10 protein-coding genes and 1 pseudogene are annotated in these 13,583 nt (G+C 53.1%); 5 read left to right on the forward strand and 6 right to left on the reverse strand.

Annotated elements, in window-relative coordinates:
- Positions 1-320: 320 nt before the first annotated feature.
- Positions 321-737 (forward strand): Mov34/MPN/PAD-1 family protein, encoded by a 417-nt coding sequence (locus HBO19_RS03715; protein ID WP_170056921.1) that lies wholly within the window; start codon positions 321-323, stop codon positions 735-737.
- A gap of 1,641 nt (positions 738-2,378) precedes the next feature.
- On the opposite strand, the gene HBO19_RS03725 is transcribed toward HBO19_RS03715, so the two are convergent.
- Entirely contained in the window at positions 2,379-3,791 is a 1,413-nt protein-coding gene (locus HBO19_RS03725) for a Shedu immune nuclease family protein (RefSeq protein ID WP_222934684.1), read from the reverse strand.
- On the opposite strand from HBO19_RS03725, the pseudogene HBO19_RS03730 reads away from it, so the two are divergent.
- Positions 3,790-5,161 (forward strand): annotated as a pseudogene (locus tag HBO19_RS03730) (IS1182 family transposase). The gene HBO19_RS03725 and the pseudogene HBO19_RS03730 sit on opposite strands and share 2 nt — an antisense overlap.
- A 305-nt stretch (positions 5,162-5,466) precedes the next feature.
- Here the strand turns inward: HBO19_RS03730 and HBO19_RS03735 are convergent.
- From HBO19_RS03735 to HBO19_RS03750, 5 genes are all read right to left on the reverse strand, one after another.
- The gene (locus HBO19_RS03735) at positions 5,467-7,188 is read right to left on the reverse strand and encodes an ABC-three component system protein (RefSeq protein WP_170056922.1); all 1,722 of its coding nucleotides are present in this window, start codon (positions 7,186-7,188) and stop codon (positions 5,467-5,469) included.
- The gene (locus HBO19_RS28690) at positions 7,185-7,433 is read right to left on the reverse strand and encodes an ABC-three component system middle component 6 (RefSeq protein ID WP_073638078.1); all 249 of its coding nucleotides are present in this window, start codon (positions 7,431-7,433) and stop codon (positions 7,185-7,187) included. The genes HBO19_RS03735 and HBO19_RS28690 overlap by 4 nt, the downstream gene beginning before the upstream one ends.
- Positions 7,430-8,350: an ABC-three component system protein gene (locus tag HBO19_RS03740; protein ID WP_073638077.1), complete on the reverse strand. Its 921-nt coding sequence runs from the start codon at positions 8,348-8,350 to the stop codon at positions 7,430-7,432. Before HBO19_RS03740 ends, HBO19_RS28690 begins: the two co-directional genes overlap by 4 nt.
- Positions 8,351-8,400: 50 nt before the next feature.
- Entirely contained in the window at positions 8,401-8,592 is a 192-nt protein-coding gene (locus HBO19_RS03745; protein WP_073638076.1) for a type II toxin-antitoxin system RelB/DinJ family antitoxin, read from the reverse strand.
- Between the two features lie 783 nt (positions 8,593-9,375).
- Positions 9,376-10,476, reverse strand: coding sequence for an integrase (locus HBO19_RS03750; RefSeq protein ID WP_170056923.1), 1,101 nt, complete (start codon positions 10,474-10,476; stop codon positions 9,376-9,378).
- A 134-nt stretch (positions 10,477-10,610) separates the two neighbouring features.
- Here HBO19_RS03750 and HBO19_RS03755 point away from each other — a divergent pair, with 134 nt between their 5' ends.
- The 3 genes from HBO19_RS03755 to HBO19_RS03765 all read left to right on the forward strand — a co-directional run bounded on the left by HBO19_RS03755 (position 10,611) and on the right by HBO19_RS03765 (position 12,926).
- Positions 10,611-10,943: a transposase gene (locus HBO19_RS03755; protein WP_033901902.1), complete on the forward strand. Its 333-nt coding sequence runs from the start codon at positions 10,611-10,613 to the stop codon at positions 10,941-10,943.
- Positions 10,940-11,275 carry an IS66 family insertion sequence element accessory protein TnpB gene (gene tnpB, locus HBO19_RS28420; RefSeq protein ID WP_033901901.1) on the forward strand — a complete coding sequence of 112 codons (336 nt, stop codon included), beginning with the start codon at positions 10,940-10,942 and terminating at the stop codon, positions 11,273-11,275. The genes HBO19_RS03755 and tnpB overlap by 4 nt, the downstream gene beginning before the upstream one ends.
- Before the next feature lie 61 nt (positions 11,276-11,336).
- Entirely contained in the window at positions 11,337-12,926 is a 1,590-nt protein-coding gene (locus HBO19_RS03765; RefSeq protein WP_033901900.1) for an IS66 family transposase, read from the forward strand.
- Positions 12,927-13,583 lie beyond the last annotated feature (657 nt).

A 13,583-nucleotide genomic window follows, 5' to 3' on the forward strand; every position in this document is an offset into this window, starting at 1 on the left:
TTGGGTGTGCGCTCAATCAATCGAGTTCTTCGAGTCGGTGCACCGACTCGCCGATCATCCGGTTCGGATGTGATGGTGCAACGAGCGGAGGTCGAGCTTCAAGGATTTTGATTCTTAGAGGCAAAAAACCAGTTGGCGGAGCGGCGCCCGCTGGGTCAATTCCTGGAGCTTGTCTCCAGGGACCTGCTCCGCAGAATGCTCCCACCGGGTCGCTCCTCGTGCCCAATCACTACACGATTGATATCCATGTGTGAAGTAGCTGATTATCTGAGCGAGTCTGGACAGGTAATGTTTTATTCATTGTCAGCATCGTGTAGTGATTGGGAAGTCAGCGTCACGTCCAAGCTGGGCCCGTCGACCTGGAAGCTGGTGGTCTTTTACTCGGGTACGTACGAGGCTCTCACCTCGAAATAGTCGAGGCTACTTTGCCCACGAAATTTGACCGACGATTTAGAACGTTTTTCGAGCGCATGAAGTACTTGCACGAACACATCGCCCATTCATGGTGGGCTGATAGCCAAGGATTGGTCCGGTACACCGGTGAATGGCATACACATCCCCAGGACTACCCCGCACCCTCTGGGACCGATCTCACCGAGTGGCGTAAACTGCCGGTAAAACGTGTGGATAAACGGCCCCTATTAGGGCTGATAGTAGGGCGCAAAACTTTGTACTTACAGAGCATGCCCAGCGACGGTGTCGGAACAGAGTTTTCATCCGTGCAGCTTGGATCTTAATGTGTGTCCGAGAGTCCTAACAAATGCCGCGCCTCTATAGATGAATACTCTCAGCAATCGGTAATCCGTTTTATTGGCATCCCACACAGCGCTGTCTGGAAGGCGAGTAATGAGCGGCTTGGAAGAAGAAATGCGAAGAGCGCTGTTTGGTAACAGTGCGGAGTCGGGCCGCTCGAAGTCGTTTGGGGAGGAGGTGCCCATCATAGCCCACCCGAAAACGAAGCGCCGATCTCGTGCATTCGTGTGACTCTCAAGGTATCAAAGGTTTTTGAAGGTGACACCGAGGTCGTCGTGTACGACTGCAATACGCTCAGCACCCTCACTGCTGAGATGGAAGCGAAAGCTGCGGCAAAAAACAAGGGATTCAAGTACGTCGACGTGGTTTCAATCCAGTCTGTCGAGTGACCATCGCTTCCGCGATGCAAGTACCAGCGTGCATTTCCATTCGTACGGTGGCGAGCCAGATGGAGTCGATGCGAATCATCGCAGAAGGTCTCGAATAAAGGTCGCGGAAGCAGCAGCACCTTCAGTCGGCCTGTTTACTTTAACGGTACCGCGTGGGTGTTGTATTTCAACGCAGATATTTGATGATGCTGCATGCGAATTTGCTGCGGCCAGCGACATGGGTAATGGAGTAAATCCAGGTTGCAGCACCGTGCTTTTCTGCATTTACAGGCGAATCCACTGTGGGCGAGGTTCGCATTGACGGTATGCCTCACTGTGGAGTGACACTCATCCCTAAGAATGAGCCAAGAAAAGGCACCCTATAGGTGCCTTTCATAAACGGTAAATCATTCGATTCTCCGCGTCCTGCCGCATGGCTCACAATGTATCCATAAACTCTTGAAACCGGCTTGCTCGCCAGCCAACCGTCTTATGACTTAGTCGCGTTTTCGGAGGCAATTGTCCGGCTTTCTCCCAGCGGCCGATAGTCCGTGTTGACACGTTAAATAGATTCGCTGCTTGTTTAATGCTCAAAAAACGATCAGAAATTACTTCATTCATATTGCCTCCCAGTGGCCAGTTGATGCGCTATTTTGGTGGCAATACAATATTAAAGTCAAGTGTTTTTCTAAATGTCAATAGCGTTGACACCTTTTTTTTCTATGGCCTGGCTCAGCCCTATTTTTTCATCGGTGGCGGGCTACCTGGGTGGGGCTTCGTCGCTACGGAATGCAACTTGAACACATCCACCCTCTAGCCCGGCAAATCGCGCACTGTTCACAGATTCTGATATATGCATCTTAGATGAGAATAGGTTCGAACAGACCCGCATTTCGTTGTGGCGGTCATGCTGTCTAAGAATCTCCACAACATCAGCAGCAGTGACGATCTCTATCGCGACAAAATCGAGGATTATGCGATAACCGACGTTATCTTGAGCCAGTAATGGTCGAACATCTGGCAGTGTAGATATCAAGTTACAGCCTTCGAAACTTCAGGTTGCAGCCATCGAGGCCTATAACCAGGCAGCCTTTCCTCGAGTTCACGCGGTCAAGCGGCAACGGGTGTTCTTTGAGGCGTTGAAAGGCTACCTGCGTCTGGTTCGGCTGAGCAGCTGCCTCTAGCCGTTTACTAAATTTTGTGGCAGGCAGCAAACGGTCAGTAGTAATCATTAAAAAACCGCACTAGAGCGATCCTTCAACCGCCCAAGGCAGCAATGGTGTTATTGAGCCGTCGCAGCAGATCATCGTATGTAATAATGTCCATCATGTTTGCATACTTTCGTTTTATTATCTCGAAGTCCAACAACTGGCTCCCTGTCATATCCGCACCGCCGATCTGATCGCGTCCGACAATGATAATCGCCTTAGGATGGGAAATCCGAATCTTCATGCTAGGCGGTAGTTTAGTGGTGTATTTTTTGGTAAGGGTTTCTTCACCTTTGATACCCCATTTCGATAAGTGGAACAGATACTTTTCGGCCTGCATAATGCTACCGCTCAACTCTGAGGTCGGGATACTATTTCCACGATACTGGCTCATGCGAAGGATTTTGTCATCGAAGGGCTTTTTGACTTCGATAACGTCAAGATTTCCATTGGCGTCAACCAAGGCAATGTCGATAAACCGATCTGTTTTCTTGCTGGGATTACTGTAGTAGTCGTGGATCGTGACGTTCTCGAGAACCATGATATATTTTGGGAACAAAAGGAGGAGGAACGACAGCATCAGCTTCTGCCAGTCACCCTCGGACCAATTTTTCTTAGTCGCCAAGGAGTCCTTTATCAGGTCTCGAATCAAAATGTATTTCTCGATCTCCAGCTTCTTCAACACATCCAAATCGATTTTGCTGGAGCTGGTAAGAGATTTGTTTCTATTTAGATAGTTCTCATAGCGGCCCCGTGCATCCCTCATACCATCCAGGTACTGAGAAAGTATTGTTTGAACACGAGCATCGGCGTAACGGTTGAGTTCATAAGTATTCGGGAATTTTTTGAGCAGCTCCTCAAATACGTCTCTGGGTATTGCATCGGGATGTGTCCCTCCTATCACAATGGAATCGGAGTGATCTAATAATTCTGACAGACGATTAAAGATTGAGATATTGCGCTCAGCAACAAAGAATGACCGTCTGAGTGTTACGTCACGACTTATGAGCAAGTCGTTTTTGATCTCGAGGATCCGCGCAGGAACCCTCAAATAGTCATTTTCAAATGTGCCAAATTGAAACTGATACACATAACTCTCAAAATCTTTTTCGGAGTAGGCGGGATTTAGCAAGTCTGAAAAATCGAACATAAATACTCGAGATATCCGCACTTTGCTCTTGGTCGTCAGCTCATCCCAAACCCATTTGTCATTGGCTCCCAGATCCCCTTTGTACTCGAGAATCACATCTGTAGCTGTAATCTGAAATTCAAGCATGCTTTCCTCAATGCAAAAATCAACGCCTCTACTTATAGCAGATGGTATCAGTGTATGCATATCGAATGCCCCAGTTAGATAGACACAGTTGAGCGGCTGCTTTGGGTCGATTCTGTTGAAAAAGTAGATCTCCTGCTTGGCCTGCGGCAAAATCAGGTCATCGGCCAGCGGGAGGATTCGCAGCATGATGGGACAATTGTCGAGCGGACAAGAGAGACTGTTTTACTCGTTCAACATTGAAGATCACATCCCCGCCAATCATCTCCTGCGCAGCATTGATCGATGCCTTGATCTCAGCGATCTGCACCATTATCTCGCCGATTTTATAGCCCAGTCGGGCGCCCATCGATTGATCCTGAACTGATGATTCGCCTGTTGGTGGTGGGCTACTGCTACGGCATTCGCTCCGAACGTCAGTTGTGCGAAGAGGCTCATTTGAACCTGCCGTATCGCTGGTTCTGCCGCTTGAGCCTCGAAGACGAAGTCCCCAATCACTCTACGTTTTCCAAGAATCGTCACGGTCGCTTTCCTGACAGCTCGCTGTTTCGCTGGCTGTTCAATGAGGTGCTGCGTCGTTGCATGGACGCAGGTCTGGTCAAGGGCGAAGGGTTTGCTGTCGACGCCAGCATTATCAAGGCGGATGCCAGTCGGCAACGTGGCGTACCCGGCAACGAAGAGGTCAACTGGCGCGATCCATCGCTGAGTACTCGCGCCGTGCGTGAGTACCTTGAAGCGCTGGATAGAGAGGCGTCGGCCGAAGCACTGCCCAAGCGCCTGTCACTGACTGATCTACTTTCTCGTTGGACCGCAGCGCCAGGAGGCTCGGCGTTTTTCGCCTACTCAACGAACTATCTGATTGATGTAGAGCATGGCGTGATCATGGATGTGGAGCCGACCCCAGCGCATCGAACCGCCGAGGTCGAGAGCACCAAGACCATGATCGAGCGGGTCGAAGGACAGTTCGACATCAAGCCGGATCGGCTCATCGGCGATACCGCTTACGGAACCGCACCGATGCTGGCCTGGATGGTGGACGAAAAAGACATTGAGCCACATGTGCCGGTTTGGGACAAAACCGAGCTAAGAACGAGAGCCTCTCGATCAGTGATTTACAATGGAGTGAAGAAGCGCAGGGATATCGTTGCCCCACGGGGCACGCCCTGCGCAGCGAGTGGCGGGCCTTCAAGAACCAGCGCTCACATGTCACGAAAGCCGACACCATCATCTTGCGATCCCGGCAAACAGACTGCTCTAAATGCTCAATGAAAGAGCGTTGCTGCCCAAACACCTCGTTCCGAAAAATCGCCCGTAGCGTCCATGAGGCGGCACGCAATGTTGCTCGGCGAATTGCCGCAACGCCGCAATACGTGTGCTCTCGCCATGAGCGCAAAAAGGTCGAGATGTTGTTCGCTCATCTCAAACGAATCCTGAAACTGGATCGATTAAGGCTACGAGGAATGACCGGTGCAAACGACGAATTTACCTTGGCCGCTGCGGTACAGAATTTAAGACGACTGGCGAAACTAAGCTCACAAGGGCCGCCGACCAAGGGATAGGTACGCCCGGAATCAGCAAAAACCCTCAAATTAACCTATTAACCAAGCTGCAACGGTCAACGCAGAACCGGAAAGCCACGCAACGTGGTGACCAGGTTCTGAAACAACGGCCAACGTCGCCTTCTTTCAGCCTGAAATTCCGACTTTTTCAACAGAATCGGCCAATAGCAGACGTTCCCATGTGACTATAAAAATAGGGTGGATTCAGTGGATCAACCACGATCCTTTGGTCTTTTTATCCACTGTATTTTCCCTAAGGCCACTGCCGCCCTGCCCAAAGCTGAATAGCGCAAAAAATCAGCTCTCTAACCAAACCTTATGCCAAACAAACCGCCGTCTTCGGTGGCGTCAGTCAAACGCTTGGGCAGGACATAGCCATTGAGGTCGAAACCATCGAGGGTCTCTTTGAAGGCATCGTCTTCATTCATCGTCACGATGTACTGGAAACCAAGCTCTTGGGCAATCTCAGAACCAAGGCGCAATGCGCTGATTACCTGGCGGCCGTCAACACCATCGAACAGGTGGCTGTCATGGATCAAGAATCCAGGCCCAATTTGTCGGCTGATGCACAGGCGCATAAGCATCATGTCGAAGCAGAAGATTTGCATGTTCTTGATGCCTTTGCTGCGCTGCCCTTGCATTGGAAACTTGAAGACTGGTCCATTCGAGGTTTCATCGATCGTCATGCTCCCCGCCGATTCATACAGGCGTTGAGAGGTTTCCTCGAAGGCGACGATAGCTTCAGCCAGCCTGTCCTTTTGCTCGGTGAAGTCACGCCGTAGGCGGATCGTGAGGCGGTTGCGCTCGATCTCTAGCTCGTTCTTGGTGCCTTCGAGCTGCTCTGCGGCTTCGAAGCGTTGCCGCAGGGATTCCACTTCGAATTCCAGCCGTCCCAGCTCGCCTTGCAGTTTGAGGAACTGTTCGAGCGCACCATGGCTCCTGAGAATGCCCAAGATTTCGCTGCGCCTCTGGTCGAGCTGCGCCTTCTTACTATCACGTAGCTCGATACGCATCTTGGCGGCTTCGAGTTCGCTAGACAGATAGTCCCTGCGATTGCGCACCACAGAGTCATGAAAACTCTTCACATCCTCGTAGCGGCGCTTGACCAACTCAGGCAGGACGATGCCCGCCTCTTGGTAGACCGCCTGGAGATCCTCATGGTCAGGAGGAACCTCGGAGGCGAGGGCGATTTCCAGATCACGAATAGCTGAGAAGTCGATGGTATTGGCGTTGGCTAACTCGTTGAGCTGGCGGGTCAAGCTGGAGCTTTCGACTTCCAGTTCCCGGTACTCGGGCAAGACCTGAAACGTCTCAACTTCCGCGTGAAGCTTCTTGAGGCGAGCCTGCTGAATGGTCAGCTCTGTGCGCAAGTCGGCGGCCTTGCCAATAATTGAGCCGAATGCACCGTTACCTGCCGCCTTCTTTAGCTCTTCAAGGGTCTTTTCCCGATCCCGGACAGCTTGCCAGTCCCTGGCAATCTGCCAGTCCAGGCCGAGCAAGAACATCAGCGCCATCTGCATGTCGCCGGTACCCTGCATCGTGGCCTGTTTTTCCGGCGTCATGAAGGCACCGCTCGCCTGTCGGCGCACAAAGTAGGCAAACAGCGATCTGAATGAAGGCGGCTTGCTCCCTGCGGCTTCAAGGCTAGTCAGACCAAACATTTGTTCGCCAAGAAACGTACACCACTCGGTGGCCGAGAACTTCACTTTCCCGGCTGGTGGGGCAGTCACGAAAACTTTGGCTTTGGAGCCACCACTGCGTTCGACGACAGTGGGTTCCGACTTCAAGTCGAAGTCTATGCCGAAAGTGTGCTCAGCCAATTCCGGGGTTCGGAAAATCGAGTCCGGCCCCGCGTCAGCACCAAGCAGAAAATGCACTAGCTCCACGAAACTCGTTTTACCAGCTCGATTGCGTGTTTGTTTTGTGGTCGCTCCCTCGGTTTTTTGAGCGAGCAGCACATTTAGACCTGGTTTCAGATCTCCAAGATTCTTAAAGGTCGGCAGCGTACTGAAGATGTTGTGAATCAAGCTGTTCTCCGTGTCACAAGGCCGCTTTCAAGCTCAATGATTCCAAGGGCGTACAGAAGATCGAGGGAAAGTAAGAACCAGTCGTACGTAACTCGCCGAGGCATGGCAGTCACGCCCGTTTCATGCCTACTTAGATCCTCCCAAAGTGCGGAGACAGTCTTTGGCCGTGTGAGAAACGTCAAAATATGACCGCCGACGGTCAACAATGCGCGATCCTGCGGAAGATGCTTGGATGGAAGGATCATGCTGTCCCCACCGTTTGAGCGTCCTCGAAAATTTCGCACTTGTCGAAAAGGTATGCCATGACTGCCAGCACTGCGGCCTTATGTGTGGGAGTGGTGTTCGCTGAGCCGCCAGCCCATGCTTCAAGGCGACCGAAAATTTCATCAGGATGCAGTAGAGGAGCGCTATCCCGTAGAGCTATGTATTCGCGCTTGAACGTCTGTGCAATTTGTTCGCCGTAGGTAGGGTTCTTCCAGTTATTGAAGAACTGCGCAACGAGCGGTGACTTCTGCATACCGATCTTCAGGAAGTCGGCCACAGCTTGAGACAGAAGGTTTGCTTCGATCTTCCCACGTGATACGTCTTTTACTTCGCTAGTAGTGGGCCCTGGAGTGACACTGATGTGGCTGAGCACGGCCATCAGGTCGCTGTAGCCGAGGTTGACATTTGCCTCCATCGTGAGCGACGGCCCAAACCAAGACTCAAGGTCCTGCAAGCTCAACTGACGAAACTTCGCCAGCATTTCTTCGTATCCACAGTGGCCGATTCTGATCTGCGGGTTGCCTTGCCCGAGCTTCGCAATAGCTTCAATGATGTGAGGACCCAAACGGCCATCGGGTGCGTTGTGCACGAAGGTCCACTCATCGAAATACTGCTCCCAATGGTCTTTCGCTCCCTCGAAGTCCTCGTTGATTTTCTTGATGGCTTCAGCAGCGCTCAGCTCGTTGGGGGCATAACTCTGGAACAAAATTCTTGCCGACGGCAGATATCCATCGTTCTTGCGGTCACCAACGTTTCCCCAAGGCCGGCAAGCCATGAAGTCGTTAGGGTGGGCTTTTGACATTAGCCTCTCGAAGAGACGTTGAAACCCATCCCCCTTGGTTTCCAAAAATGCGATGCGGAAGTCTTTTTCATAATTGAGCTGCTGTATGCGATCCATGCGTTTTTAGGCCCGTGGAGTATTTTTCTTGATTTTCTTCAGGCAAGCCTTCAAGGCTTTTTAATTTCGGAGTGGGTCTGTGCTCGATTGATATCAAATGGGAGGGCCTTGTCCGCCGCGATGCGAACCAGCAGCATCCGAATCGCATCCGAAACAGACAGCCCCATACCAGCCAGCACATGGCTAGCTTCATCCTTGATATGGCCGTCGATCCGAGCGCGAACGACATCACTGTTTGCCATTGGATTTCTCATAGCGATTTGTAGCTACATTGTGCTCCAATTGGGCTGCCATGTCATTTGCTTCTTGCTGAATTGGGCAGGTGTCCCGGAGTTCCGCCGTCGCGCCCGGGGGCTGCCCCGCTTGCATCGTGCCGAGTTACACGATCCTTGATGCCTTGGGCCTTTTCACGCTGGCGTAATCTGCCTACTAATACTTGGCATGGGTGGAGCGCGAAGGTCTTGCTGCCCCCTTTGCGCAAGCTGGACGTTCGCCTCGCCGCCAAACCCATTACGGGCTTTCCTAGCAGCGCGGGCCAGCTCGGCGCCAAGATCAGGACGTTCTTCCGTCAGGCGGTTGGATACAGCGACAACTTGCCAGGCGCTTCTGCCGGAAAATTCTGGCCGAAAACGGCGCTCCACCATTGGCTGCTATTGGCCGGTTTCTGCTGTTGCCAAGCCCAGAGCCGGGCTGTCTTTGTAGCTGGCCCACATCGCGTAGCGCTTTAAGCCCCTCGAACCCGCTATGCGGAATTCGCCCAGGGGCTTAGGTTTGGGCTGATGATGCACGCTATGTGTGCGGGAGATGATCAAGTATTTACCGCGCCGCTGGTAGCTTTCGCGAAGCGGTAGCGGTCCTGTTGAACTCGCTACGCTGATTGCGACCAGAGGCGGCTATTCGAACCTCTCTCGATAGAGGATCGTGGGTAACCGTCCGGGCAGCAGACGTTCCTGATGCCATCTTTTAAGGTGGTTGCACTTCGAGATGCGCTGGAAAGCTTGATTTGATTGGTGAGAAGCCAGCCGTTAGTGATCATCTCCGCGAAGCTCACTCAAAGATTGTATTTTTAAGTCTGGCCGGTATTTTCTTTGACGAATGTCGTCTAAAAAACTTCCCCATTTCGTAAGAGCGTCTCTTTTTTCAACGAGATAGCTGTTCCGGTCGTAGAACTTATTTTGTACGGATGATCTCCCGTGGGAAAGGATATGGGCCCTGATCTCTTGGCTTATCCCAATGCCTGCAAGCATCGTCTCGGCAGATACTCGAATGTTTTTCCAAGTGAAATAGCGGGTCTTGGACGCTGCCTCATCTGACCCGCCGGCTTCGCTGAGGCGGGTTCCAGCCTCGCTAAATACTTTGCTAAAGGCGTCAGCTCGTATCAAATTATGGGTCAGGGCGAAAGGGCCTTCCGCGCTGAGACGCAGGTCGAGCAATGGCTTAATTATCTCGGTAATGCGGGGGGTAAAAGGCAAAAAATAGAGCCTGGGCTTTCCCTTGCCTTTGATATCAATCAGCGTAATGCCGTCGTCAGAAACTCGTTCCCACTTAAGGGCCGCGAGCATTTTAAGACGTTGTCCACCAAAATAGATTGGGGCAAGTGCGATCGCTCTTTGTCGATCCGGCAGGGTGTCGAGATAGATAAGCAGCTCAGCAAGCTCAGCTTGCTCAAGCGACTCGGTATCACCTTTGTAAACATCTTCTAGGCCTCCGACACCTGATACTGGGTTGGTAGTGATATCAAAATTCTTCGAATCTTCGACTTTTCGTTCAAGACTGGTAATGCTGCTCCGCGCTTTTTCAAACGCGGTACTAAGGTAGCCATGCAGGGTGTCGGTGGTCGAACGCATGTTAGAGGCGGGGGCGGGAGTGGTGTGATTTTTGCCTCGATTTTTTGGCTTTCCGGCCAGGACGTGTTTAAGGATGGTTGTGATGTCATAAACAGTAATATCACGGGCCGGTTTTGCCACAAGCTCGGGGAAGGGGGTGCTAACGTGGAGCTTGAACATGCCCGCGACCTGCTTTGCTTTCACTCTTCCTCTGGCCAGAAGGTCGTCACAGTAATTATCTAGAAGATCCTGAAATGTACCCACTCTAGATGCGTCATCGGCGATTTTCGCATCGACCACGCGTTGCGCCTCCTCCTGCGCCGCGTTTTTCGTATGCGTCCGGCCAACCCCCCTTCCTGTCCCCGGCGCCAAAGGCGATGGTGTCCACCTAATTTAAGTGGACACCCTTTCTAGCCTTTTAAGCGGGTCTTTTCATGCAGCCACAACGCCGCTCCTACTCCAAATCCTTCAAGGCCCAGGTCATTCACGAATGTGCCCAGCCCGGAGCCTCGATTGCCAATGTCGCACTGAGCCACCGTCTCAACGCGAACCTCGTCCATAAATGGATTCGAGTGCAAGCGCAGAAAACCACCGCACTGCAACCTGCTTTCATTCCGCTGCCCGTGCCACCAGCCGGAGCAACTTCGCAAGCCGCGGCATCGGCTATCTGTCTGGAAATCCCACACCCGCGTGGCACCGTCAAAGTGAACTGGCCGACCGAGAACGCCGCTGCCTGTGCGACCTTTCTGCGAGACCTGCTGCGATGATTCGCATCGATGCTATCTGGCTCGCCACCGAGCCTATGGACATGCGTGCCGGCACCGAGACTGCATTGGCCCGGGTGATTGACGTGTTCGGTGCGGCGAAGCCGCACTGCGCTTATCTGTTCGCCAATCGCCGCGCCACTCGCATGAAAGTGCTGGTCCATGACGGTGTGGGTGTTTGGCTTGCAGCGCGTCGGCTGCATCAAGGCAAGTTTCATTGGCCGGGCATACGCCATGGCCCGCAAGCCGAACTCGATACTGAACAACTTCAGGCTCTGGTACTGGGTCTGCCGTGGCAGCGGGTCGGTTCAAACGCTGCAATCACGATGCTCTGATACCCGCCATTCACCTATAGGCTGATCGCCGCTGAGTGCCGGCTCTGGCACAATCAGCGGCATGACTTCGCTCCCCGATCTTGACCACCTGACACCCGAACAACTGCGCGCACTGGCCGCGCAGTTAATGCAGCGTGTCGGCACCCTCGATCAAGAGGTGGATACGCTGGGCAAGACAGTCGATACCCTCGGCAAAACGGTCGAGACGATGGGCAAGAAAATCCATCACGACAAAACCCTCATCGAGAAGCTGACCCACGAGATCGCGCAGCTCAAGCGGTTCAAGTACGCCAAGCGCAGCGAGCAGATGCACCCGGAGCAGGCCAGCTTGCTCGATGACTTGATCGACACCGATATCGCGGCGATCGAGGCTGAGCTTCAAACGTTACAACTCGCCCCGGCACCGACCGAGACCAAACAGAAGCCCAAGCGCACTGCATTACCAGCGGAGTTTCCGCGCACGCTGATCCATCACGAACCGGACAACACTCACTGCCCATGCGGCTGCGCACTTAAACGTATCGGCGAAGACGTCAGCGAAAAACTGGACTACACGCCTGGCGTGTTTACCGTCGAGCGCCATGTGCGTGGCAAGTGGGTCTGCGATGACTGCGAAACACTGATCCAGGCACCGGTACCGGCACAGATCATCGACAAAGGCATCCCGGCCGCTGGGTTGTTGGCTCATGTCATGATCGCCAAGTTTGCCGATCATTTGCCCCTTTACCGCCAGGAATCGATTTTTGGCCGTGCCGGCTTGGCGATCCCGCGCTCGACGCTGGCTCAATGGGTGGGGGCCTGCGGTGTGCAATTGCAGCCATTGGTTGATGCACTGCGCGATGTTGTACTCGCACACCCGGTCGTTCATGTCGATGAAACGCCGGTACAAATGCTCATGCCGGGTCTGAATAAAACCCATCGCTCATATGTCTGGGCCTATGCCACCAGCCAGTTCTGCGAAACGGCGGCGGTGGTCTACGACTTCAGCCTCAGCCGCGCCGGAGAGCATGCCCGAAACTTCCTGCAAGACTGGAAAGGCCAACTGGTCTGTGATGATTTCGGTGGCTACAAGGCCAGCTTCGAACTCGGTGTAACCGAGATCGGCTGCATGGCCCATGCCCGGAGAAAGTTCTTCGAGCTGCACGCGACCAACAAGAGCCATATCGCTGAACAAGGCTTGCGCTATATCCAGTTGTTGTACGAAATCGAAAATGAAGTCCGTGACCTGGAGCCGGACTTACGCCGCCGAATACGGCAAGAAAAAGCAGCTCCGGTGATGGCTACGTTACACACCTGGATGATCGCCCAGCGCGACCTTGTGCCCAACGGCTCGGCCATCAGCAAGGCGCTCGATTACAGCCTCAAACGCTGGACGGCGTTGTCGCGTTATCTTGATAACGGGGCTGTGCCCATAGACAACAATTGGTGTGAGAACCAGATCCGGCCATGGGCTCTTGGGCGCAAGAACTGGCTCTTTGCAGGCTCGTTGCGAAGTGGAAAACGGGCGGCAGCCATCATGAGCCTCATCCAGTCGGCGCGACTGAATGGGCATGATCCGTATGCCTACTTGAAGGACGTCCTCACGCGTCTGCCGACGCAGCGGGCGAGTGAAATTGAGGAGTTGCTGCCGCATAGGTGGCAGCCGGTTTAGTTACGCAAGGGGTGATGCCCGGACGCATACCGTTTTTCTCTAGATATGCCTTGGGGTTGCCGTGCTCCAGCAAAATTGCGACGAGGTCGCGTGCCTTCTCTCGGATTTCCGCTAGCGTGAGGCCGGGAGCATTGGGAGTGGATCGGTATTGGCCTATGCTCAAAAGTCCTGCTTTTTTGTTAATCGTCCAGCGGTAGTAAGCTGTCGTAACGGCGCCTACTTTTTTAAACAGGATGCTCCCAGTCCCGCGACCTAGCATAGACTCGGTAAGAGTGCCCCCGTCGCCGAGCCCTCTTAGTCGTTGATCGTTGACGCGTTTGTCTTGGCTATTGCCTGCCATATGTCGATGCTCTAGGTGACTACTGGTCACTACTTTAGCAACTACTTCTCCTGTCGCTCAAGGTCTTTTAGTGGCCACGATTGTCTCTCATTTTATTAAAAAAACTAATAAAACAACGCGTTATGCCGGATATGGTGGTATCTGTCTTGCTTGGTCTTTAATATCCTATCCCCTCCTAAGGGGAAGGTTGGCCGTTCGAACCGGCCCTGGGACACCATTTGCAGTCTCGCCTCCACCCTGGCCGAGACGCTGAAAAACCCCGATCAGATTTTGCTGGCGGGGTTTTTTTATGGGCGGCTGTTTTCTTGGCCGCTTGG

It is taken from the genome of Pseudomonas sp. WS 5021, assembly GCF_012985535.1.
Taxonomy (GTDB): Bacteria; Pseudomonadota; Gammaproteobacteria; order Pseudomonadales; family Pseudomonadaceae; genus Aquipseudomonas.

Excerpts from the sequence above, each read along its gene's own strand:
- HBO19_RS03765 (WP_033901900.1), top strand. The coding sequence starts at position 11,337 with ATGACTTCGCTCCCCGATCTTGACCACCTGACACCCGAACAACTGCGC.
- HBO19_RS03740 (WP_073638077.1), bottom strand. The coding sequence starts at position 8,350 with ATGGATCGCATACAGCAGCTCAATTATGAAAAAGACTTCCGCATCGCA.
- HBO19_RS03755 (WP_033901902.1), top strand. The coding sequence starts at position 10,611 with ATGCAGCCACAACGCCGCTCCTACTCCAAATCCTTCAAGGCCCAGGTC.
- HBO19_RS28690 (WP_073638078.1), bottom strand. The coding sequence starts at position 7,433 with ATGATCCTTCCATCCAAGCATCTTCCGCAGGATCGCGCATTGTTGACC.
- HBO19_RS03725 (WP_222934684.1), bottom strand. The coding sequence starts at position 3,791 with ATGCTGCGAATCCTCCCGCTGGCCGATGACCTGATTTTGCCGCAGGCC.
- HBO19_RS03745 (WP_073638076.1), bottom strand. The coding sequence starts at position 8,592 with ATGGCAAACAGTGATGTCGTTCGCGCTCGGATCGACGGCCATATCAAG.
- tnpB (WP_033901901.1), top strand. The coding sequence starts at position 10,940 with ATGATTCGCATCGATGCTATCTGGCTCGCCACCGAGCCTATGGACATG.